This window comes from Aliiroseovarius sp. CAU 1755 (genome assembly GCF_054482655.1).
This window is the reverse complement of record NZ_JBTLRH010000001.1, coordinates 440,181-462,786: the sequence shown is the minus strand read 5'-3', so window position 1 is coordinate 462,786 and position 22,606 is coordinate 440,181. Positions and strand designations below refer to the sequence as shown.

Sequence of the window (22,606 nt, the reverse complement as noted above, 5' to 3'; positions counted from 1 at the left end):
CAATGATCAAGACACTCACCACCTCCGCAATCATGGCGCTGGCGCTCACCACTGGTGGCGCGCTGGCCGCCGGCGATCAAGGTCACATCGAAGACATCGCGTTTTCGTTCGAAGGCCCGTTCGGTAAATACGACCAAGAACAACTGCGCCGCGGTTTGAAGGTCTACACCGAGGTCTGTTCGGCCTGTCACGGTCTGCGCTACGTGCCTTTGCGCACATTGGCTGATCCCGGTGGCCCGAACTTCACCGAAGACGAAGTGCGTGCTTATGCGGCCGAAAACTTCTTTGTCTATGACGCCGAACTGGACGAAGATCGCCCGGCCAAGCCGTCAGATTTCTTCCCGACCGTTTCGGGCGAAGGCATGGGCCCGGACCTGTCACTGATGGCCAAAGCCCGCGCGGGCTTCCATGGCCCCGCTGGCACCGGTATCAACCAGCTGGTCCGCGGCATCGGCGGTGCGGAATACATCGCCAGCTTCTTGACCGGGTTCACCGGCGAAGAACAAGAAGTTGCTGGCAGCATTCTTTACGGCAACACCGCCTTCCCGGGCGGCTGGGTGTCCATGGCGCCGCAGATTGAAGACGGCACTGTCGACTATGATGATGGCCACAACAACTCGGCCCATCATATTGCCGAGGACGTATCAGCCTTCCTGATGTGGACGGCTGAGCCCAAGATGATGGCCCGCAAGCAAGCTGGCTTTGTCTCGGTTCTGATGCTGGTCCTGCTGACCTCGCTTCTTTACCTAACCAACAAGAAGCTCTGGGCGCCGCATAAGGGCAAAAAAGTCGACATCTGATGCGATGTTGAAAACGACAAAAGAAAGGGCGCCTCTGGGCGCCCTTTTTCGTTGGGCTGGGTCTACCCGCCCAGATAGTCGCGCAGGGCGTCTGGCGGACTGTCAAACAGCTCTGCGGTTGGCTGCGGGGCATGTGCCCAACCCTCCGCGACCAGAACCACCTGATCCGCCAACGCACGCGCATCCTGCGGGTCATGGGACACCATCAGCAAAGTCGCATCGGTTTCGGTCACAAGCTCGCGCACCAGATCAAGCATCTCGGCTTTCAGCGCGGGCCCAAGCGCGCTGAACGGCTCGTCCAGCAGCAGTATGGGCTTGTTGCGCAGAAGAACCCGCGCCAACGCGACGCGGGCAATCTGGCCGCCTGACAGCTGCGCGGGTTTGCGCGCGCCCATGCCCATCAAACCGACACGGGACAAGGCGGTTTCAACCCGTTCCCGGTCCTGTGACGTCAGCTTCAGATCCGGCCTAAGACCAAGCCCGACATTTTGCGCAACGCTCAGATGCGGGAACAGGTTGTTGTCTTGAAAGACCATGCTGATCGGTCGCTTGGCCGGGTCGTCAGGCAAGCGCTCACCGTTCCACAAGATGCGTCCTGTCGCCAAATCCTGAAACCCCGCGATCGCCGCGAGCAGAGTTGACTTACCTGCCCCGGAGGGGCCCAGAACGGCGACGCGCGCGCCCTTGGTGATTGTGAAGTCGGCCGAAAGGGAAAAATCATCCAGCACGACCTGTGCGGCTTCAACGGACAGCATTGACGCGGCCTCCTCGGTCGAAAATCCAGAATATCGAAAGCGACAATAGCAGTAGCAAAAGTCCGGCGGCGGCCGCGTCCTCCATCCGGTAGGCGCCCATCAGTCGGAACAATTGCAAAGGCAGCGTGGCATTGTGCGTATCTGCAAACATCGCGATTACACCAAGGTCACCCATAGACAATGCCCCAGCAAGGCCAAGCGCAAATCCGATTGGTCGGCGTAGCCGGGGCAGCCAAAGATAGCGCAGGCGTGCCAAGCCATGCATCCCCAATCCATCTGCGAGGGCGCCAAAGTTCGCTTCGGTCGCAGCAAGCGCTGGCACCAAGGCGCGCAGGGTGAAAGGCAGGCTCATCGCGGCGTTGACAAGGGCGGTAATTGGCAAGGCCAGATTAGAGGGCTTGATGAACGGAAAGGTGATGATGAACAGCCCCGTGCCGATCACCAACGGCGATGCCGCGATCGTTATATAGCCTAACCCCTCGATAAGACGAGACCGCCTTTGAACAGCGTAAACCGCGATCGGCAGCGCAAGTATCAACGTCAAGCCCGCCGATCCAAGCGCCACAAGAATGGACCGCAGCGCAGCGGCGTAAACCTGAACCGGCAGCGACAACACCCCCGGTAATCCGTTCACCACAACCATCGCAAGCGGCAAGGCGAGAAACAGCATCGCAAGCCCGACAACCAGAACGTCACGTGTGCGGTGCAGCACGCTGTCGTCCCAGCGCCGAATGGCGCGGTCCAGCCCAGCGCCCATATCACCGGGGATCGCGACCCAAAAAGCAATCAGCGCCGCGCCAGCCCCCAAGGCAAACTGGATTAAGGCCAGCAGGGCTGCGCGGCCAAGGTCAAAATCAAATCGGAACGCCTCGTATATCGCCAGTTCGACGGTCGTTGCGCGGGGGCCACCACCCAAAGTCAACGCGACGGCGAAAGAGGTCAGGCAGATCAGGAAGATGACCAGAGCTGCGCCCGGCACCACCTCGCGCAACATCGGGCGCTCTAGCATGCGCGCAATGTCATGCGGGCGTAGCCCAAGCGATGCGGCCAGACGGAAACGCTCGGCCGGTATTGAAAGCCAGCCTTGCAAGATCAACCGCGTCGCGAGCGGGAAATTGAAAAAGACGTGGGCCAAGATGACCCCGTGATAGCCGTAAATAGACACGGGTTCGGCGCCAAAAGCCCCCAGAACGGTGCTGACGACGCCAGAGCGGCCGAAAACCGCGATCAGCCCCAGCACCGCAACGATGACAGGTAGAATGAAGGGGGCCCCCAACAGTGTCACAAGAACAGTGCGCCCCGGAAAACGGCGCCGTGCCAAGGCGCGTGCGACTGGGATGGCAAGCAGAATGCTTAACGCGGCAGACAGGGCTGCCTGCCATAAGGTGAACCGCACCGCCGCCCAGTCCGCCGGGCCAAGCCGCGCGACGGCGTCCGCACGCAAGGCGACGGCCGCCAGTGTTCCAAAGGTCAGGCAAACGACCACCCCCAGCGCGATCACGCCAAGGGTGGTTGCACGGTTCATTTGGCCGACGTTGCGAGCCATTCTTCCACTGCCGGTTTGCGCAACGCGCCTGCCTCTTCTGACGAGAAGACCAGCGCCTTGCCGGGTTGCGCCAAGGTCTCGAACCCAGCGGGAAGGCCTGCTTTCGGCGTTACCGCTGGATACATCCAGTTGGTCGTCGGGATGATCGACTGAAACGCTTCTGACGCAACAAAGGCCATGAATTTGTCAGCCAATTCCGGCTGATCGGACGAGGCGACTTTTCCAGCAACCTCGATCTGCATGTAGTTGCCTTCCTCGAAGGCGATCGCGGCTTTGCTGTCATCACCTTCGGCGATCAGATGATAGGCAGGTGATGTAGTGTAGCTCAGAACCAGATCGGCCTCTCCCTCCAAAAACATGCCGTAGGCTTCTGACCAACCCTTCGTGACCGTCACAACCTGATCGTTCAAACCAGCCCAGGCTTCGGCGGCTTTGTCGCCATAGACCGACTTGACCCACAGCAGCAGCCCCAAGCCTGGGGTCGAACTGCGCGGGTCCTGGATGAGGATCGAAAGGTCAGACGCTGCGAGCGCATCGAAGGATTCCGGCGGGTTAGAGACCTTTTCCTTGTCATAGACAAAGGCAAAATAGCCCCAGTCATAGGGGATAAAAGTCGTATCGGTCCATTCGATCGGCAGCGACCAATCGGCCGTCACCGAATGTGGCGCGAACAGACCGGTGTCCTTGGCTGCCGCCGTCAAGTTGGTGTCGAGGCCTAGCACGATATCCGCGTCCGTGCGCGCGCCCTCCAGCTTCAGACGCGCCAGAAGCTCGGCACCGTCCCCCATTGCGACGAACTCAAGGTCACAGTCGCATTCGGCCTCAAACGCCTTCTCGACGGCCGGGCCGGGGCCCCAATCCGACGTGAAGCTGTCATATGTGTAAACGGTCAGCGTATCTGCCGAGGCCGTGCTGGCGACGGTTGCAAGTGCTGCGCCTGCGACAAAGGAAATGGCTTTCATTTTCATCCTCCTATGGCGCCGGACGGTGTTCGGGTGAGGATGAGCCTGACCTTCCCTCCGCCGGTTCTAGCCGGTTCAGGTTCAACGGGTTTGCGTCATTGCATCTCAGCCGGTCAGTCCGGCACCCCGAGGTATCGCTATCTGTGACCGCTTTGCGTTGGCTTGACAACCCCCCCTTGACGTCACGGCGGCAATGCGCGATGTGACCGCTAACACCCAAAGTATCGGAGCCGGCCATGTCGGAAATCACACACACACCCGTCAGGGGGCTGGGCTTTGCTTTTGCGGCATTCGGGGTTTTTGCGACCCATGACGCGATCATTAAGGCGCTGGGCGTCAACTATGCCGTCTTCCAGATTATCTTTTTCGCGATGCTGTTTGCCTTTGTGCCGATGTCTATCCTGATGTTGGCTGACCGGCAGGTCGATAATTTCCGCCCGCGTCACCCGTGGCTGATCTTGTTGCGCGCGGCGACATCTGTCATCGCGATGTCGTCGGCCTTCTACGCGTTCACCGTTCTGACTTTGGCCGAGGTCTATGCTCTGCTTTTTGCCACACCGCTCTTGATCACCGCGATGTCCGCAATTTTTCTTGGCGAAACCGTGCGTGCACAACGTTGGGCTGCCGTTTTTGTGGGTCTTGTCGGGGTGCTGGTTGTGCTTAGACCAGGTGTTACGGAAATCACTTTTGGTCATATCTGCGCCTTGATCGCTGCTTTCTGCTCAAGCCTTGGATCGGTGATTATGCGCAAGATCGGCAACGAGGAACGGACCGCTGTCATGATCCTGTTTCCGATGCTGTCGTCCATCCTGTTCATGGGGCTGATCCTGCCGTTTGTCTATCGCCCGATGGAGCTGGGAGATCTGGGGCTTGTCGCCGGAGTCGGTGCGTTGTCCGTCTTTGCGCAGATCCTGATCATCGCGGCCTATCGCGCGGCGCCCGCTGCTGTGATCGCGCCGACCCAATACAGTCAGATTCTGTGGGCAACTCTGTTCGGGCTGCTGTTTTTCGAAGAGCTGCCGGACATCTGGGTCGGCGTCGGAGCAACGATTATCATCGGGTCCGGTATCTTTATCGTTTGGCGCGAAAGCCGGCCGTCCGTGTCGAATCGCAATCCGATTTTGCGAGACCCCAACCCGCGCTATGACGCTGGTCCCAGCCCGAAACCCAAGCACCGCCGCGAACAGACCTGACGCCGATGCGCTTCCCTTTCGCGCGGGCCTTCGCTATCACGCTTGCAACGAAGGAGCCTGCGCATGTCGATGAACAGTTTCGGTCATATCTTCCGCGTCACCACATGGGGTGAAAGCCACGGACCTGCCTTGGGGGCGACGGTCGATGGCTGCCCTCCGGGCGTGCCGCTGGAAGCTGAGATGATACAGGTCTGGCTCGACAAACGTCGGCCCGGTCAGAACAAGAACATGACGCAGCGCAACGAACCCGATCAGGTGCGTATCCTGTCGGGCGTGTATGAGGGTCAGACCACTGGCACGCCCATTCAGCTGATGATCGAAAACACCGATCAGCGCTCGAAAGACTATGGCGAGATCGAAAAGACCTTCCGCCCCGGTCATGCCGACATCACCTATTGGCAGAAATATGGTATCCGCGACCCGCGCGGCGGCGGACGCTCGTCCGCCCGCGAAACGGCGGCGCGTGTGGCCGCTGGTGGCGTGGCGCGTGAGGCGCTGAAGACGCTGCTGCCGGGGCTTCAGATCAAGGGCTACATGACCCAGATGGGCGCTTTGCATCTGGATCGGGAGAAGTTCGACTGGGACGCGATTGACCAAAACCCATTCTGGCTGCCCGATAATACGGCGGTCAAGGAATGGGAAGATTACCTGCAGCACCTGCGCACCAAAGAAAACGACAGCGTCGGCGCGGCGGTCGAGGTCGTCGTGCGCGGCGCCCCTGCTGGCCTTGGTGCCCCGATTTACGCCAAGTTAGACACTGATCTGGCTGCTGCGATGATGTCGATCAACGCCGTGAAGGGTGTTGAGATCGGCGAAGGCATGGCGGCTGCGGGGCTGCGAGGGACCGAGAACGCGGACGAGATTTCGATGGGACCGGACGGCCCTCTCTTCAACTCGAACCACGCAGGCGGCATTCTGGGCGGTATCTCAAGCGGTCAGGACATTGTCGTGCGCTTTGCCGTGAAGCCAACCAGTTCGATCCTGACTCCACGCCAGTCGATCACCAAGACGGGTGAACCCATCGAGGTTGTCACCAAGGGCCGTCACGACCCCTGCGTCGGCATCCGTGCCGTGCCCGTGGGCGAGGCGATGGCGGCTTGTGTCATCCTTGATCACGTCATGCTGCACCGCGCCCAGATGGGCGAAGGCGTGCGCGGCAAGATCGGCTAAGGCCTAAGCCGTCGCCGCTGAAAGCGCCGTATCCATCAGCGCCTTGATATCAGACACCGAGGTGCCCGCCACGATCCGCCCAAGTTCCTGATCGCCTTTCAGCACAACAAGTGTCGAACGCCGCGGAATACGCAGGGATTTCGCCAGCTCGGACTTCCCGTGTTCGTCCCAGTCAACATAGATGAAGGTGATGGATTGGTCGTAAGCCGGGTTTTCTTCCAAAAGCGCATTGATCACACGCTCCTGTGCCGCACAGGTGCTGCACCAACTGGCTTTGAAGTCCAGAAAGACGGTTTCACCATTCTCAAGAGCCTTGGTCACAAGACCCGGCGCATAGTCGGCAATCGCGGCGCGCAGGGTCAGTGGTGCAAAGGCCGCAGCGGCGGTCAGGGTTAAAAAGTCACGACGTTTCATTGGGGTCTCCTTCAAAGGGATACGGAAAGATCGTTTAGCCAAGCCGGCAGTGCGTTCACCGCCCAAGCTTCAACGACATGGTGAAAACGGAACAGGATCGCCAGACCGACGGCCAGGAAGATCGCCCCCATGATAGGGCGGGATTTCTGTGCAATCCGGCGCATTAGAGCCTGTCTGCGCATGATCGCAGACCGCGCGCCATAGCCCAGCGCAATGATGATGGTCGACACGCCCAGTGCAAACGCGACCATGATTGCGGCCGCCCAAGGGATGCTTTTGCCTTGTGACGCCAGCGAGATTGCGCCGCCAAGCGTCGGGCCGATACAGGGGCTCCAAACCGCACCCAGCAACATGCCACCAAGGAATTGCCCGCCAAGGCTTGAGCGGTCGACATCGTCAAAACTTGTATCGGCGTGGGCAGACACGCCTGTGGTTGCTGTTGCAAATCGCTCTGACAAGACGGGCGTCATAAGGATAAGTCCGAAAGCGACCATCAAGATCGCGCCGCCACGCGCGACCATGTCTTCGGTCAGGCCAATCGAATAGCCCGCCACGGTGACGACAAGGCCCAGCGTGACGAAAGACACGCTCATCCCTGCTGCAACCGCGAGGGGTCCGTAACGGCTGGCTTGCAGCGCTGTCGCCAGCACAATCGGCAACACCGGCAAGACGCACGGGTTAATCAGGGTCAGCAGGCCCGCAAGATATCCGAACAAAAGCTCCATGGCATCAAACCTATGGAAATGGCAGCAAATGTCATCTCACGATGGCAACGCGCGCCTTCACGTCTGTGTGGGGTTTTGTTTCGAAAGCTGCACCGCAAGGATGCCAAACGTGATGATGGCAACACCGATAAAATCGGTGGTGGTCAGCGCTTCCCCCAGCAAGAGCCAGGCAATTGCGACGCCAAAGAACGGGTTGAGGAAATGGAAGGTTGCTGCCTTCACCGCGCCTATGCGACCCACCAGCGCGAACCAGACCCAAGTGGCCAGCACGCCGGGCACAAGGACGGTATAGGTGAACGCAAGACCCAAGCGCAGGCTGGGTTCGAACGCCGGGCTTTCCAGAAACAGGGCGACGACGGCCAGCACGGCGGACCCCACAAACATTTGCAAGCCGACGATCATCATCAGATTGCCGCCGGACGAGGCTGTGCGCACGGCCAAAGTGGCGGCAGTCAGGGCGGCGGCGGCGATAAAGCAAAGCACCACGCCGGTCACATCAACGCCGCCAGACAACCGCGAGCCCATGATCAGGGCGACACCAATCATCCCGGCCAACAGCCCGACCATCGCCAGCGGGCGCATCCTGTCGCCCATCAGGATCCAGCCCGCCAAAGCCACCATCAGGGGCATGGTCGAGGCGATGATCGACGCCAGACCAGCTTCGATCCATTGCATGGCGACGAAATTCAGACCCAGATATAGCGCGTTCTGGCAGACGCCGAAGATGATCACCGCCCGCCACTGGTTGCGGGTCAATTTCCAGCTTTGCCCAAGGGCGCGTGCAATGATCACGGCAAGCAGGCCAGAAATCAGAAAACGCAGAGCCAGAGAAGAGAGCGGGGGCGCGTCCGCCACGATGATGCGCGCGGACGTGAAGGCCGAACTCCACATCAGGGCAAAACCCAGCCCCATCAGAATCGCGCGCAGATCCATGTCACCTCCGGCAAAAGAAAAGGGCCGCCACTTGGGCGACCCTTTCCGAATTCGTGTCCGGGGACAAGCCCCGAAGGCACCAAGATCAGCCGTTCACGCTGTCTTTCAGAGCCTTCGCAATGGTCATCTTCACGACCTTGTCGGCATCTTTGTGGATCTGCTCGCCGGTGGCGGGGTTGCGCACCATGCGTGCGGGACGCTCGCGGCAGTAAATCTTGCCGACACCCGGAAGGGTCACAGCGCCACCACCAGAAACTTCTTTGGTGATGATGTTGATGATACCGTCCAGCGCGCTCGACGCCGATTTCTTGTCCGAGCCCATTTCTTCGGCCAAGGCAGCGACCAGTTGGGTCTTCGTCATAGGTTTCGACATATAATACACTCCTCACATTTACCCATTTATTGGGCTTCATTGGGCGCATTTAACTGTATGTAGAGGGGGGACACAACGATTTGTTGTGCAGATTTCCCCAATAAATAGCGGTTTTTTGCCCGAAATCGCGCTTCTTTCCCTAAAGGAATGCCGTCTCTTCGAAACTTCTGAGCTTCCGACTGTGGATTCGCTCGATCGGCATCTCGCGCAGGGTCTCCATCGCCTGGATGCCTATCAGCAGGTGACGAGACACCTGAGAGGTATAAAAGTCAGACGCCATGCCGGGCAATTTCAGCTCTCCGTGCAGGGGCTTGTCCGACACGCACAGCAGCGTTCCATAGGGCACGCGGAAGCGGAAACCGTTGGCGGCGATCGTCGCACTTTCCATATCCAGAGCGATGGCGCGCGATTGGCTCAGTCGCTGCACGGGACCAGATTGATCGCGCAGCTCCCAGTTGCGGTTGTCCAAAGACGCCACCGTGCCGGTCCGCATGATGCGTTTCAGCTCGTACCCCTTTAGCTCTGTCACTTCGGCAACGGCCTGTTCCAGCGCAATCTGGATTTCGGCAAGCGGCGGGATCGGCACCCAAAGGGGCAGGTCATCGTCCAGCACCTTGTCTTCGCGCAGATAGGCATGGGCCAGAACGAAATCACCCAGACGCTGGCTGTTGCGCAGACCGGCGCAATGGCCAACCATCAACCACGCATGGGGGCGCAAAACCGCAATGTGATCCGTTGCCGTTTTCGCGTTCGAAGGTCCAACCCCGATATTGACCAGCGTAATCCCTGTCCCGTCTTTGCGCGTCAGGTGGTAAGACGGCATTTGCGGAAGCTTCATAGGTTGGGGCAAGTCCTGATCTGCCGCGGTAATCCGGTGATAACCGGGTCCGACAAAGCTGTCATATCCGCTATCCGGGTCTGCCAGCATCTGGCGGGCATAGGCCTCGAACTCTTCGACATAAAACTGGTAGTTGGTGAACAACACATGGTTCTGGAAATCTTCGGGCTTGGTCGCAGTATAGTGCGACAGCCGCGCCAAAGAGTAATCGACCCTCTGCGCGGTGAATGGAGCCAAAGGTGCGGCGCCGCTTTCACTGCGTTGGGCCACGCCATTGACGATATCATCATTGGTCGATGAAAGATCCGGCACGTCGAACACATCGCGCAAGGGAAAGCTCATGGCGCCTTCTTGCGGCACCGTAATGCCGGGATTGTTTGCGACGGCAAAATGGACCGGGATCGGTGTGTCGGAATATCCGATATGGACGGGCACATCGTGGTTTTCGATCAACAGCGCGATCTGCTGCCGAAGATAGTGCCGGAACAGATCGGGGCGCGTGATGGTGGTTTGATAGACACCGGGCGCGGCAACGTGGCCGAAACTCAGCCGCGTGTCGACTTGGTCGTGGCTGGTCGTCGTCAGCACAATTTCCGGATAGAAAGCGCGAAAACGTGTGTTGGGCTTGTCCCCGGACACCGTGCCCTCGAAGCTATCGCACAGAAAGGCGCAAGCGTCGTCATACAGCTCTTTCAGCCGCTGAACGGCGGCTTTTGCATCGGTAAATGGTTCGTGCGCGCCACCTTCCGGGGTGATCACACGGATCGAGTTGTTGGTGGTGGACATCAATTTTCCTCAATCAAATTGGTCAGCTCAAATCGGGTCACGTCAACCAGACCCAGATCAGAAATACGTAACTCGGGGATGACAACAAGCGCCAGAAGCGAATGCTGCATATAAGCGTTGTTCAGCGTGCAACCACAGTCGGCCATTGCTTCCACCATCGCCTGTGCCTTCGCGGCAACTTCATCGGCAGGCGCATCCGACATCAAGCCCGCCACGGGAAGTTCGACCAAGGCCAGCTCTTCCCCGTCCTTGAAAACGGTGATGCCGCCGCCGACCTCGCCTAGACGGTTCGCGGCCAGCGCCATATCTTCGCGGCTGGTGCCCACAACGATCATGTGGTGACTGTCATGCGCCACGGTCGAGGCGATGGCCATCCGGCCCGTGTATCCAAAGCCCGATACCAGCCCATTGACCACGTCACCCGTTGCACGGTGGCGTTCAACAAGGGCGATCTGACAAACATCCTGCGCTTCATCCATTTGCACCAACCCATCCGCGACGCCAAGATCGCGGACCAGTGCTTTGGTTGGCGCCTGATTTTCCACCACACCAATGACCTTGGCCCGGACCGAGTTCGCCCCATCCGGTGCGGGAATTTCGAAGTCCGGCGCATTGAGGGACTTACCCAGACGAACCGTTTCACGAACATGCGCGGGCCAATTCAGATGAGGGCAGTCGACCATCACCTTACCATCTTTGGCGATCATCTGGCCGCGCGCAAAGACACGGTTGATCGGTAGCGCGCTCAGATCATCCGTCATGATCAGATCAGCCCGCCGTCCCGGTGTAATAGAGCCTAATTCACGCTCCAAACCGAAATGAGTGGCGGTGTTGATCGTCGCCATTTGCAGCGCGATCAAAGGATCACACCCACATGAAATCGCATGGCGTACAACGCGGTTCATATGGCCGTCATGCACCAGCGTGCCGGAATGGCAGTCATCGGTGCAAAGGATGAAGTTACGCGGGTCCAGACCCTTTTCCGTGACCGCCGTAATCTGCGTTTCAACGTCATACCACGCTGATCCCAGCCGCATCATCGACCGCATCCCCTGACGCACGCGGGCAATGGCGTCGGCCTCGCAAGTGCCTTCGTGATCATCCGCAGGGCCACCCGCAGCATAGGCATGAAACGCGGGGCCAAGGTCGGGGCTGGCATAGTGCCCCCCGACCGTCTTGCCTGCGTTTTGCGTCGCCGCGATCTCGGCCAGCATTTTTGGGTCAGCATTGATCACACCGGGGAAGTTCATCATCTCGCCCAAACCGATGATGCCGGGCCAATTCATCGCCTCGGCCACATCGTCTGCGGTGATTTCATAACCGGTGGTTTCCAATCCGGGCGCGGATGGCGCGCAGGACGGCATCTGCGTAAAGATGCTAACGGGCTGTAATAGAGCCTCATCGTGCATCAAGCGCACACCCTCGAGCCCTAACACATTCGCGATTTCGTGCGGGTCGGTGAACATGGTTGTGGTGCCATGCGGGATTACGGCACGCGCAAATTCGGCCGGCGTCAGCATGCCGCTTTCGATATGCATATGCGCGTCGCACAAGCCGGGGATCAGGTATTGACCCTGCGCATCCACCACTTCGGTAGTGTCATCGATGCAGTGGCTGGCATCCGGACCGAGATAAGCGAACCGACCATCGGCAATTGCAACCTGCCAACCCTCCAGGACTTCGCGGGTGTGGACGTTGACGACGCGGCCTGCATTTATCACCAGATCCGCAGGTGCACGACCTGCAGCCACGGCAACAAGCCGGGCTGCACTTTCGGGCCAAGATTTGAAAGAAGACTGTTCCATGGACCAATTGTTCAAATTTCAGATGTTAGCGCAACCCCCAAACGTCATACTCAGTTTGCCCTTCCATATCGCTTCTGCACGGCGATACTGCGCGCATGGATAAGACGCTTTTCATTTTTGGGTATGGCTATTCGGCCCGCGCTTTGACGCGGGGTTTGGTCGGGAAATTCACTGTATTCGGCACCTCGCGCGAGGCTGGCCCAGATGTCCTGCAATGGCCCGGCACCGACATCTCGGCGCCGCTGTCGCAGGCGACACATCTGCTGATTTCGACTGGTCCAGACATGGACGGAGACCCGGTTTTGCGGCGTGTTAGAGACGATATTGTTCGCCTCGCACCCCAACTTCGCTGGGTTGGTTATCTGTCCACCACAGGGGTTTATGGCGACCATCAGGGCGGCTGGATAGACGAAGAAACACCGCTTTCTCCGTCGACGAAACGTGGGCAGCAAAGGGTCGATGCCGAGGCCGCTTGGCAAGCCTTTGCCGCTGAAACCGATCTGCCGCTGCATATCTTTCGACTGGCGGGCATCTATGGTCCGGGCCGTGGACCATTTGCCAAGGTGCGGCGCGGCACGGCACGGCGGATCATCAAAGAAAATCAGGTCTTTTCGCGCATCCATGTGGACGATATTGCGCAGATATTGGCTGCCTCAATCGCTGCCCCCAATCCGGGTCGCATCTACAACGTCTGTGACGACCTTGCCGCCCCACCCGAGGATGTGCTGGCCCACGCCGCAGACCTTCTGGGCCTGCCACACCCGCCCGCAGAAGACTATGAGACCGCCGAGATGACGCCGATGGCGCGCAGCTTCTACGCGGAAAGCAAACGGGTGCGTAATGATCGGATCAAGGACGAACTTGGCGTTAAGCTGCTGTATCCAACTTACCGTGAAGGGCTGGCGGCTTTGCTAAAAGCCGAGGGTTAGGCCCGCTTTTCGCCGATCTGCGCCACGCCCAAAACATCCAGCACTTTCGCTTCGATGTCTTTGGCGGACAGCTTCGCCTCTTCATACATCCGGGCCGGGCTGGCGTGGTCGATGAACGTGTCGGGCAGCACCATAGATCGGTATTTAAGGCCGGTGTCGAACACGCCCTCTTCCGCCAAAAGCTGCGCGACATGGCTGCCGAAGCCGCCAATTGCACCCTCTTCGATGGTGATCAGCGCCTCGTGGTCGGCGGCGAGCATCAAAATCAGATCGCGATCCAACGGTTTGGCAAATCGCGCATCGGCAATTGTCGGGGCGATCCCGCGCACCGATAGCTTTTCCGCGGCTTTCTCGACCTCGGACAAGCGCGTGCCGAAAGACAGGATCGCAACCCGCGACCCTTCGCGGATGATGCGGCCTTTGCCGATCTCCAACACCTCGCCCTGTTCCGGCAGGTCGACGCCCACCCCTTCGCCGCGTGGGTAGCGGAAGGCGCAAGGCCCGTCGTCGATCGAATGTGCAGTGGCGACCATGTGCATCAGTTCTGCCTCGTCGGCAGCGGCCATCACCACCATGTCCGGTAGGTTCGCCATGAAGCCAATATCGAACGCCCCGGCATGGGTCGCACCGTCGGCGCCAACCAGCCCAGCGCGGTCAATTGCAAACCGCACGGGCAGGCGCTGGACCGCCACATCGTGCACAACCTGATCATAACCACGTTGCAGAAAGGTTGAATACATCGCGCAGAAGGGCTTCATCCCGCCAGCGGCCAGCGCCGCCGAGAAGGTCACGCCATGCTGTTCGGCAATGCCAACGTCAAAGCACCGCGACGGATAGCGTTCGGCCATCAGATTCAGCCCTGTGCCATCCGGCATCGCCGCGGTCACGGCGCAGACCTTGTCATCTTTGCCCGCCAGTTCGACCAGCGTCTTGCCAAACACCGAGGTATAGCTGGGCGCATTCGACGGTGCCTTGTGCTGCTTGCCGCTTGCCACATCGAACTTGGCAGTGGCGTGGCCGCGATCGCGCGCAGCCTCAGCCGGCGCATAGCCTTTGCCCTTCTTGGTGATCACATGGATCAGCATCGGGCCCGTCGCGCGGTCATGCACCGTGCGCAGGATCGACAGCAGGCTTTCCATGTCATGGCCATCAATCGGCCCGACGTAGGAGAACCCCAATTCCTCGAACAAGGTGCCGCCTACGGTCATGGATTTGACCATCTCTTTCGCCCGTCGCGCGCCTTCCTGGAACGGCTCGGGCAGCAGGCTGACCGCGCCCTTGGCAGCGGCTTTCAGCTCTTGGAACGGCTCGCCCGCATAAAGGCGACTCAGATAGTTTGACATCGCGCCAACAGGCGGCGCAATCGACATTTCGTTGTCATTCAAAATGACGAACAGGCGGCGGCCGAGGTGGCCCGCGTTGTTCATCGCCTCGAACGCCATGCCGGCAGACATGGACCCATCGCCGATCACGGCCACTGCATCCCCGATGCCATGCTCCGGTGCGCCGCCCAGGTCGCGCGCCACCGCAAAGCCCAGCGCCGCCGAGATCGAGGTCGAGCTGTGCCCGGCTCCGAACGGGTCAAACGGGCTTTCCGCGCGTTTGGTAAAGCCAGATAGCCCGGTTTCCATGCGCAGGGTGCGGATCCGGTCGCGCCGTCCTGTCAGGATCTTGTGCGGATAGCATTGATGGCCAACATCCCAGATGATCCGGTCACGCGGCGCATCGAAAACAGCATGCAGTGCGACGGTCAGTTCAACCACACCAAGCCCAGCGCCAAGATGACCGCCGGTTTCGGACACCGCCGAGATCGTCTCGGCGCGCAATTCGTCGGCCAGCACGTGAAGTTCCCGGTCGTTCAGCGCCTTCATGTCTGCAGGGACCGTTATGCGGTCAAGAATGGGTGTATCGGGTGTATCGGTCATTTGCGTCCCGCTGCCTATCTGTCGCGCTGGATAACGAAATGGGCGGCTTCCCGCAAGGTATCGGCATCCTGACCATACTGCGTCAGCGCATCACAGGCTTGATCGGCAAGCTCTTGTGCGCGGGTCTTTGCTGCCTCAAGACCCAAAAGCGAAACAAACGTCGCCTTGCCCGCATCCGCGTCTTTTCCAACCGCCTTGCCCAAGGCCTTGGCATCCCCTTCGACATCCAGAATGTCATCAGCGATCTGGAAAGCGAGGCCCAATGCGTTGGCATAGCGTCCCATGTCAGACGGGTCTGATCCAGCCAGCACTGCCCCAGCCTGAGCAGACCAGCGGATCAAGGCACCCGTTTTGCCGGCCTGAAGTTCGGTAATCTGGTTCAAATCCAACGGAGTGCGCGCGGTTTCCGCAGCGATATCAAGCGCCTGCCCATGCACCATGCCGACCTGTCCGGCCGCCTTAGCAAGCGACGCGACCAATGGCACACGCGCATCGCCAACGGCGTCGTTGGTCACCAGTTCAAATGCCAGAGTTTGAAGGGCGTCACCAACCAGAACCGCCGTTGCTTCGTCCCACTTGCGGTGAACAGTCGGCTGGCCGCGACGCAGGTCGTCGTCATCCATGCAGGGAAGGTCATCATGCACCAGTGAATAGGCATGCACTGCCTCGATCGCGGCAGCTGGCCAAACGGATCGGGCGTCGTCCACACCATGCAAGCGCGCGCTTTCCATGACCAGGAATGCGCGCAGGCCCTTACCGCCGCCTGTCGCATATTGCATCGGCTGCGCCAAAATACCTTCAGAGCGAATTGCGCTGTGCAGACAGGCATGCGCCAGCGCACGCGTTTGCGCCAACCGGTCCCTGAACATTCAGAGCCCTTCGACCGGCGTCGTTCCCGCAGGATTTCCGTTTGGGTCAAGCGTGATGGCCGCGACCTTCTCTTCTGCTTCCTTAAGCTTCGTTTCGCAGCGCGCCTTCAGCTCGGCCCCACGTTCATACAGCTTGATCGAATCCTCAAGCGCCACGTCACCGCGTTCCAACTGTCCCACGACCGCTTCCAGCGCGCGCATGGCCTCTTCAAAACTCATCTCGCCTACGGGTTTATCGCTCATGCGCCTCGCTCCATCATCACGTTGACATAGGCCCCGACGCTGTCGCCAAGGGCTTGAAGATCATAGCCGCCCTCAAGCGAGGATACCACCCGGCCGTCGCAGCATTTATCTGCCAAATCGCAGATGCGATGGGCCAGCCAGGCAAAGTCCTCGGTCTCCCATTGGAGGCCTGCCAAGGGATCACGCCGATGGGCATCAAACCCGGCCGAAACAAGCACCAATTGCGGCTTATAAGGCTCTAACACACCGGAAATCATGTCTTCCCAAGCCGCTTGCATGACCTCTCCACCGGTCGCCTCTTCAAGGGGGGTGTTGAAGATCTGCTTGAAGGCACCTTTCTGATGAATGCCACCCGACCCCGGATACAACGGCATCTGATGGGTCGACACGAACCGCACACGGCTTTCGTGCCACAGCACATCCTGCGTGCCGTTGCCGTGATGCACATCGAAATCAAGCACTGCGATCCGGTCCAGCCCGTGCGTTTCAGCGGCATAGCGCGCGGCGATTGCGACGGTTGAAAACAGGCAAAACCCCATCGGGGTCGCCTTTTCGGCGTGGTGGCCCGGTGGCCGGCATGCGATAAAGGCGTTCTGTGCTTCTCCGGCTAAAACAGTGTCTATTGCAGCGACATTTGCGCCAATCGCGCGAAAAGCTGCCTCAAGTGACCCCGGCGCCATAAAGGTATCACCATCCAACTGCGCCCACCCTTCGACCGGTGCTGCGTCGTCGAGTTTTTCAAAATACCTCAGTGAGTGGCCAAGACGCACGTGATCAACGGTGCCTTTGGGGGCGATGCGCCTGTCCAAAGCGGCGAACTGAGGCGCAGCCAGAGCGGTTTCAATCGCTTCCAGGCGCGCGACCTGTTCGGGGTGACCCGGAGGCGTCACATGCTGGTGGCAGACCGGGTGGGTATAAAGCAAAGTTGTCATATCGAGACGCTAGGCCAATACCGCAATGGCAACAAGCAGGTGTGCCTCTGGTCCACACAATTTCGATCCCAGCCAGCGCAATTCGGTATAAATGTCAGAGGTTATTCAGGCGCCAGCATATACCCCGCCCCACGAACAGTTTGCAGGTATCGGGGTTGTTTAGGGTCTGTTTCTAGCTTGCGGCGCAAGCGCGTGATTTGCACATCGACGGCGCGTTCCTGCGACTGTCCTTGATCGCGGCCCAGTTTTTCCACCAGCGCGGCACGACTGACCGCGTCACCTGCGGAGGCCGCAAAGATCTTCATTAAATGCGCCTCGGTGGCCGTCAGGCGCACCAGTGTGTCGCCTTGCCAAAGCTCGCCACGCTCGGTGTCGTAGTGTTTGTCGCCAAGCTTCAGAACCTTTGGCGCCAGCTCCTCGACAACGCTTGGCATGCGCCGCAGGATGGCATTAATCCGCAGCAACAGTTCTTTCGGCTCAAAGGGCTTGGCCAGATAGTCGTCGGCCCCTGCCTCCAAACCCCGGATGCGATCCTCGGTATCGCCTTTGGCGGTCAGCAGCAAAATTGGCGTGGACAGTGTTTCGCGCAAGGCTTGTGTCAGGCTGATCCCATCTTCGCCTGGCATCATCACGTCCATAACGATCATGTCGAAATCGAGCCCCTCAAGAAGGCGCCGGGCATGAGCGGCGTCCCGTGCGGCGCTGACCCAGAAGCCCTGACGCACAAGGAATTTTTGCAGCAGGCTGCGGATTCGTTCGTCATCATCGACGATCAAAAGATGCGCTTCGGTCAGGTCAGTCATGACGCACATCCTTCATCTGGTTGAAATGGTGGCGTAATTCCGGGTCCATCATGGCTTCCAGCACAGCACGGAACCCCTGAACCGCCTCAGGACCCGCTTCACGATACGCCAGACGCATGCGTTCACGTTGCGCCGTGGACAACTCGGTTTCAAGGGCACTGCCGGTGTCGGTTAAAAACAGGTGTCGTTCCCGCTTATCATGCGTGCCAATCCGGCTTTCCACCAGTTCGTCTTCGATCAAGGTGCGCAAAACGCGGTTCAAGGATTGCTTGGTGACACCCAAAATCGACAAAAGGTTGTTCACTGTCGTTCCGGGTGTGCGGCTGATGAAGTGAAGCGCGCGGTGGTGGGCCCGTCCATAGCCGTGGTGGTCAAGAATGCGATCCGGGTCAGCCGTGAACCCGCGATAGGCAAAAAACATCGCCTCGATGCCCTTGCGCAATTGCTCATCCGTTAGAAACAGAAGCGTCTGCCCGCCCGGCGTCTGAGTTTCTGTCATTGGCGGCCTCTTCACTTTTCACGTTACAGAAACCAGTTTTATGTCAGTGTTGTTGACTTTCCAAGAATCAATTGATACCGAAATGCGGATTTAGCGTAATTTTATGTCCGATACGGTCCAAATTTACGCAACTTTCGCAAAGACCCATCGAGTGGCAATAGGAAAGGACAAGAACATGAGCGGATATGATGACCGTGACGGCAAAATCTGGATGGACGGCCAGTTGGTCGACTGGCGTGATGCGAATGTCCATATTCTGACCCATGCGCTGCACTATGCCTCGTCAGTGTTCGAGGGCGAGCGCCTGTATGACGGTAAGATCTTCCTGTCGCGCAAACACTCTGAACGGCTGCTGAAGTCGGGCGAGATGATGGACATGCCGATCCCTTATACCGTTGACCAGATCGAAGCCGCCAAACAAGCAGTGGTCGAAGCAAACGGGCTGACCAACGCCTATGTGCGCGTGGTGGCGTGGCGTGGGGCGGGCGAGGACATGGGTGTCTCGTCTGCGCGCAACCCGGTGCGGATGGCCGTCGCGGCCTGGGCTTGGGGCGATTACTACGGCGACGCCAAGATGAAGGGCGCCAAGCTGGATATCGCGAAGTGGAAACGCCCATCACCCGAAACCATCCCGACCGCCGCGAAAGCCGCCGGTCTTTACATGATCTGCACAATGTCCAAGCACGCCGCCGAAGCCAAAGGCTGCTCGGACGCGTTGTTCATGGATTATCGCGGCTATGTGGCCGAAGCGACCGGCGCCAACGTCTTTTTCGTCAAGGACGGAGAGGTGCACACCCCGCTGCCTGACGCGATCCTGAACGGGCTGACCCGCCAGACTGTCATTGGTATGCTGAACGATCGCGGAATTACGGTCCACGAACGCCACATCATGCCCGAAGAACTGGAAGGGTTCGAGCAGTGCTGGCTGACCGGATCCGCCGCCGAGGTGACTCCGGTGGGGCAGATCGGTGACTATACGTTCGAAGTCGGCGCTTTGACGCGCGAAATCTCGGAAGCCTACGAAGCGTTGGTGCGCGCCTGACGGGCGTTAACGGCTTGTGAACGAAAGGCTCCTATCCTTCTCGACAGAGGGTAGGAGCTTTTTATGTTCTCGCAGCGTGGCTACCGGATGTTGGCTGCCATCATCGGCATTGTCGCAATGCCAACCGCGGTCGCTTTGGTTTGGTATTACATTACCCAAGACCCGACGATGCGACCCTTGGGCATCAGCAAAGCCGCCCTGCAGCAATACGAATCCGGTCCACCGCTTGAGATCGTGGCGCATGTCTCATGGGATCCCCTGACAGACGCCCAGTTGATCGAGCCCTTCACCAACGCACTGCGCGGGGCGTTTGAGGCCAAAGGCGTGCCTGTGCGGGTTGAGCTTCTGGCCACGCCCGGACAAGCAACCACTGTGGTCTATGACATCGGCGTGTCGCATCTTGGCCCCTATCCCAAATTTCAGGCCGTGAACGGCGTTGTCGCCGCTGTCGAAGCGTATCGAATGAACGTGCCATTTGGGACCGATACCCCGTAAACGGACAGCACCGGGAAGCGTGCGTTAGGTGGTCAGCCGGGAAACAGCCCAGCGGGCGGCATCGCGCAGAACCGGGTCTGATGCCTCCGCATGTGCCTGTGCATGGCAGAGCAGCGAACTGTCGCCAGAATTGCCAATCGCATACATCACATTGCGCAGAAACCGCGCCAACCCGACCCGTTTGACCGGGCTTCCCGAAAAATGAGCGCGAAAAGCCGCGTCGTCGAGCTGCGCAAGGTCGGCCAGTTTGGGCGCGACAAGGTCATCGCGAGCGGCATAGCGCATCTCTTGCGCATCGGCTGCGAATTTGTTCCACGGGCAAGCCGCCAGACAATCATCGCACCCATATATGCGATTGCCGAGCATTGGGCGCAGCGCCTCGTCGACAGGACCTTTGTGTTCGATGGTCAGATAGGAAATGCATCGGCGGGCGTCTAACTGGAAGGGCGCAGGAAAGGCATCGGTCGGGCAGGCATCCAGACAGGCGGTGCAGTTGCCGCAGTTTTCCTGCCCCGGCGCATCTGTGGGCAAGTCGAGCGTTGTGAAAACGGCCCCCAGAAAGAACCAGTTGCCCAGATCGCGTGACAGCAGGTTGGTGTGCTTGCCCTGCCAACCAAGGCCGGCTGCGGCACCCAAAGGTTTTTCCATCACGGGCGCGGTATCGACGAATACTTTGATCTCGCCGCCAAAACTGTCGATCATCCAACGCCCGACTCGCTTCAGCCGTTTCTTGACGATGTCATGATAGTCGCGGTTCTGAGCGTAGACGCTGATCGCGGCGCGATCTGGCTGGCCTATCACTGCCATCGGGTCATGCGCTGGTGTATACGGCTCGGCCAACATGATAACCGACCGGGCTTCGGGCCAGAGGGCGGCGGGATTACCGCGCCAATGCATCCGTTCCCCCATCCAGGCCATATCACCGTGCCGACCGTCTGACACGAACTGCTCCAGCCGTTCGGCGATGTCAGGTACGGCATCGGGGCGGCATATTCCGACCTTGCCGAACCCTTCCTCCAAGGCCTTGTCGATGATGGATTGCCGGGCGTTGGCGTTCAAAAATCAAGATCCGCATAGTGCGAAGGCTGCGGAAAACCAGAAATCTGGTCCGCCAGAATCGACCGAAATGCAGGTCTGGATTTGATCTTGGCATACCATTCGCGCACGTTCTCGTTCCGGTTCCAATCCACATCACTGATATAGTCGAGCGATGACAGATGTGCCGCCGCGGCGAAATCTGCCAACGTCATCGAATTGCCCGCCAGCCAGCGCCGCTGGTCCAGAAGCCATCCCATGTAATCGATGTGATACTTGATCGCCTTCGCGCCGGCCTTGATGTTGCGGCTTTCGGGATAGCCCGCGCCCATCACCTTCTTGTTCACCCGCTCGTACAGCAGATTCGCGGTGACTTCGTTGTGAAACTTGTCGTCGAACCAGCTGACAAGGCGGCGCACTTCATACCGATCGTCAGGATCATCCGGCAACAGCGCGGGGGTCGGATAGCGTTCTTCGATGTATTCGCAAATCGGCCCGCTTTCCGTTAGCAGCTTTCCGTCGATTTTCAGGATGGGCACCTTGCCCGCAGGGTTACGGCGCAGGAAATCTGAGCTTCGTTCCCAGTATTTCTCTTCAACCAGCTCGACCTCGATCTTCTTTTCCGCAAGCGACAGGCGCACCTTGCGGCAGAACGGTGACAGTGGGACGTGAAACAAGCGGTTCATGGTGTGTATCAGAAATCTCTCTTTCAACCGTATTGCCGTTTTTGCGCCGGGGGATCAATCCTCGAAACAAGAAGCGCGCCCATCCGCGCGGATCGTAGCCGCCCCATCGGCAATGGATTGCGCCCGTTTTCGCACAAAGGGGGACGGGCGCGAGGCCGAACGCTCTTTCGGGTTGGGCAAAAGCGCGGCAAGTCGGGCGGCCTGAACAGCCGACAGTTCAGCCGGACCAACGCCGAAATAGTGGCGCGCAGCGGCTTCGACGCCAAAAATGCCCTCGTCGAATTCGGCCACGTTCAGATAGACCTCCAGAATGCGCCGCTTTGTCCAGACCAGTTCGACGGCGGGGGTGATCACCGCCTCAAGCGCTTTGCGTGGCCATGACCGCCCGTGCCAAAGATAGGCGTTCTTTACGACCTGCTGGGACAGGGTCGAGGCACCGCGCGCGCCGCCTTCGTCAATTGCCGCCCGAATGGCGCGCATATCGAAACCCCAGTGTTGACAGAAATTCGCATCTTCTGCGGCGACGACCGACCGCGCCATGACCGGGGCGATTTCTTCCAGATCGACCCATTGATGATCGGCCCAGCCAAGGCGCATTTTCTCAGCGATGATATGTGGTGTCGTTGGCGGGTTGATGAATGCATAGCCCACGATCCCCAGAACGAAAAAGCTAACAACTGCAAGCAAACCACGCCTGATCCAGCGCCGCACCCATTGGATCGGGTGAAGCTTGAAACGCTTCTGCTTGCGCGTTTTACGTTTGCCACTTGGCTTCTTTTTCGCTGCTCTTGCCACATATCTTTCAGACCATGGGCGGCGGGCGCGGGTCAAGGTCTGGATCAAGGCGC

General features: G+C 59.3%; 24 protein-coding genes and 1 riboswitch. Of the genes, 6 read left to right on the top strand and 18 right to left on the bottom strand.

All coding sequences use genetic code 11. The annotated features are described in order from the left end of the window. Positions 1 to 2: 2 nt before the first annotated feature. A complete protein-coding gene (locus tag ACXYMP_RS02300; protein ID WP_298567104.1) occupies positions 3 to 800 on the top strand; it encodes a cytochrome c1 in 798 nt (265 codons plus the stop codon). Between the two features lie 62 nt (positions 801 to 862). Here the strand turns inward: ACXYMP_RS02300 and ACXYMP_RS02295 are convergent, their stop codons facing one another. The 3 genes from ACXYMP_RS02295 to thiB are packed head-to-tail and all read right to left on the bottom strand — an operon-like array spanning position 863 to position 4,063. After that, a complete protein-coding gene (locus ACXYMP_RS02295) occupies positions 863 to 1,555 on the bottom strand; it encodes a thiamine ABC transporter ATP-binding protein (RefSeq protein ID WP_458904074.1) in 693 nt (230 codons plus the stop codon). Continuing rightward, on the bottom strand, positions 1,542 to 3,080 hold the full coding sequence (locus ACXYMP_RS02290; protein ID WP_458904072.1) for a thiamine/thiamine pyrophosphate ABC transporter permease ThiP: 1,539 nt from the start codon (positions 3,078 to 3,080) through the stop codon (positions 1,542 to 1,544). The genes ACXYMP_RS02295 and ACXYMP_RS02290 overlap by 14 nt, the downstream gene beginning before the upstream one ends. After that, on the bottom strand, positions 3,077 to 4,063 hold the full coding sequence (gene thiB / locus ACXYMP_RS02285) for a thiamine ABC transporter substrate binding subunit (protein WP_458904070.1): 987 nt from the start codon (positions 4,061 to 4,063) through the stop codon (positions 3,077 to 3,079). Before thiB ends, ACXYMP_RS02290 begins: the two co-directional genes overlap by 4 nt. A 35-nt stretch (positions 4,064 to 4,098) precedes the next feature. Continuing rightward, a riboswitch (TPP riboswitch) is annotated at positions 4,099 to 4,202 on the bottom strand. 97 nt (positions 4,203 to 4,299) lie between these two features. Between thiB and ACXYMP_RS02280 the strand changes: the two genes are divergently transcribed. Next, entirely contained in the window at positions 4,300 to 5,256 is a 957-nt protein-coding gene (locus tag ACXYMP_RS02280) for a DMT family transporter (protein WP_298567093.1), read from the top strand. A gap of 63 nt (positions 5,257 to 5,319) precedes the next feature. Further along, positions 5,320 to 6,426, top strand: a complete 1,107-nt coding sequence (gene aroC / locus ACXYMP_RS02275; RefSeq protein WP_458904068.1) for a chorismate synthase — start codon at positions 5,320 to 5,322, stop codon at positions 6,424 to 6,426. A gap of 3 nt (positions 6,427 to 6,429) precedes the next feature. On the opposite strand, the gene ACXYMP_RS02270 is transcribed toward aroC, so the two are convergent. From ACXYMP_RS02270 to ade, 6 genes are all read right to left on the bottom strand, one after another. After that, positions 6,430 to 6,840 (bottom strand): thioredoxin family protein, encoded by a 411-nt coding sequence (locus ACXYMP_RS02270; protein WP_458904066.1) that lies wholly within the window; start codon positions 6,838 to 6,840, stop codon positions 6,430 to 6,432. Between the two features lie 11 nt (positions 6,841 to 6,851). Beyond that, complete coding sequence (locus tag ACXYMP_RS02265) at positions 6,852 to 7,565, bottom strand: cytochrome c biogenesis CcdA family protein (RefSeq protein ID WP_248364778.1); 714 nt, start codon at positions 7,563 to 7,565, stop codon at positions 6,852 to 6,854. Positions 7,566 to 7,622: 57 nt separating this feature from the next. Then, positions 7,623 to 8,498, bottom strand: coding sequence for a DMT family transporter (locus tag ACXYMP_RS02260; RefSeq protein ID WP_248364776.1), 876 nt, complete (start codon positions 8,496 to 8,498; stop codon positions 7,623 to 7,625). A gap of 85 nt (positions 8,499 to 8,583) precedes the next feature. After that, the gene (locus ACXYMP_RS02255) at positions 8,584 to 8,871 is read right to left on the bottom strand and encodes an HU family DNA-binding protein (protein WP_091427903.1); all 288 of its coding nucleotides are present in this window, start codon (positions 8,869 to 8,871) and stop codon (positions 8,584 to 8,586) included. Between the two features lie 139 nt (positions 8,872 to 9,010). Beyond that, the gene (locus ACXYMP_RS02250) at positions 9,011 to 10,495 is read right to left on the bottom strand and encodes an AMP nucleosidase (protein ID WP_298567078.1); all 1,485 of its coding nucleotides are present in this window, start codon (positions 10,493 to 10,495) and stop codon (positions 9,011 to 9,013) included. Further along, positions 10,495 to 12,300: an adenine deaminase gene (ade, locus tag ACXYMP_RS02245; protein ID WP_458904062.1), complete on the bottom strand. Its 1,806-nt coding sequence runs from the start codon at positions 12,298 to 12,300 to the stop codon at positions 10,495 to 10,497. The genes ACXYMP_RS02250 and ade overlap by 1 nt, the downstream gene beginning before the upstream one ends. 95 nt (positions 12,301 to 12,395) lie before the next feature. Here ade and ACXYMP_RS02240 point away from each other — a divergent pair, with 95 nt between their 5' ends. Further along, positions 12,396 to 13,229 carry an SDR family oxidoreductase gene (locus ACXYMP_RS02240; protein ID WP_458904060.1) on the top strand — a complete coding sequence of 278 codons (834 nt, stop codon included), beginning with the start codon at positions 12,396 to 12,398 and terminating at the stop codon, positions 13,227 to 13,229. On the opposite strand, the gene dxs is transcribed toward ACXYMP_RS02240, so the two are convergent. The 6 genes from dxs to ACXYMP_RS02210 all read right to left on the bottom strand — a co-directional run bounded on the left by dxs (position 13,226) and on the right by ACXYMP_RS02210 (position 18,500). Next, on the bottom strand, positions 13,226 to 15,154 hold the full coding sequence (gene dxs, locus ACXYMP_RS02235) for a 1-deoxy-D-xylulose-5-phosphate synthase (RefSeq protein WP_298567072.1): 1,929 nt from the start codon (positions 15,152 to 15,154) through the stop codon (positions 13,226 to 13,228). The genes ACXYMP_RS02240 and dxs overlap by 4 nt on opposite strands. Positions 15,155 to 15,168: 14 nt before the next feature. Further along, positions 15,169 to 16,023, bottom strand: a complete 855-nt coding sequence (locus ACXYMP_RS02230; RefSeq protein ID WP_458904057.1) for a polyprenyl synthetase family protein — start codon at positions 16,021 to 16,023, stop codon at positions 15,169 to 15,171. After that, entirely contained in the window at positions 16,024 to 16,266 is a 243-nt protein-coding gene (locus ACXYMP_RS02225) for an exodeoxyribonuclease VII small subunit (RefSeq protein ID WP_298567068.1), read from the bottom strand. It abuts the gene before it with no gap. Beyond that, a complete protein-coding gene (locus tag ACXYMP_RS02220; protein ID WP_298567066.1) occupies positions 16,263 to 17,198 on the bottom strand; it encodes a histone deacetylase family protein in 936 nt (311 codons plus the stop codon). The genes ACXYMP_RS02225 and ACXYMP_RS02220 overlap by 4 nt, the downstream gene beginning before the upstream one ends. Before the next feature lie 101 nt (positions 17,199 to 17,299). After that, complete coding sequence (locus tag ACXYMP_RS02215) at positions 17,300 to 18,001, bottom strand: response regulator (protein WP_298567064.1); 702 nt, start codon at positions 17,999 to 18,001, stop codon at positions 17,300 to 17,302. Continuing rightward, positions 17,994 to 18,500 carry a MarR family winged helix-turn-helix transcriptional regulator gene (locus tag ACXYMP_RS02210; RefSeq protein ID WP_298567062.1) on the bottom strand — a complete coding sequence of 169 codons (507 nt, stop codon included), beginning with the start codon at positions 18,498 to 18,500 and terminating at the stop codon, positions 17,994 to 17,996. The genes ACXYMP_RS02215 and ACXYMP_RS02210 overlap by 8 nt, the downstream gene beginning before the upstream one ends. A 175-nt stretch (positions 18,501 to 18,675) precedes the next feature. Between ACXYMP_RS02210 and ACXYMP_RS02205 the strand changes: the two genes are divergently transcribed. Further along, positions 18,676 to 19,542, top strand: coding sequence for a branched-chain amino acid aminotransferase (locus ACXYMP_RS02205; protein ID WP_458904053.1), 867 nt, complete (start codon positions 18,676 to 18,678; stop codon positions 19,540 to 19,542). Between the two features lie 63 nt (positions 19,543 to 19,605). After that, entirely contained in the window at positions 19,606 to 20,037 is a 432-nt protein-coding gene (locus ACXYMP_RS02200; RefSeq protein WP_458904051.1) for a hypothetical protein, read from the top strand. A 24-nt stretch (positions 20,038 to 20,061) separates the two neighbouring features. On the opposite strand, the gene queG is transcribed toward ACXYMP_RS02200, so the two are convergent. From queG to mtgA, 3 genes are read right to left on the bottom strand one after another with little or no spacing between them, the layout of a single operon-like run. Continuing rightward, complete coding sequence (queG, locus tag ACXYMP_RS02195; RefSeq protein WP_298567059.1) at positions 20,062 to 21,096, bottom strand: tRNA epoxyqueuosine(34) reductase QueG; 1,035 nt, start codon at positions 21,094 to 21,096, stop codon at positions 20,062 to 20,064. Beyond that, on the bottom strand, positions 21,093 to 21,758 hold the full coding sequence (gene fzlA / locus ACXYMP_RS02190) for an FtsZ-binding protein FzlA (RefSeq protein WP_458904049.1): 666 nt from the start codon (positions 21,756 to 21,758) through the stop codon (positions 21,093 to 21,095). The genes queG and fzlA overlap by 4 nt, the downstream gene beginning before the upstream one ends. Before the next feature lie 54 nt (positions 21,759 to 21,812). Next, positions 21,813 to 22,553 (bottom strand): monofunctional biosynthetic peptidoglycan transglycosylase, encoded by a 741-nt coding sequence (gene mtgA, locus ACXYMP_RS02185; RefSeq protein ID WP_298567055.1) that lies wholly within the window; start codon positions 22,551 to 22,553, stop codon positions 21,813 to 21,815. Between the last annotated feature and the right edge of the window lie 53 nt (positions 22,554 to 22,606).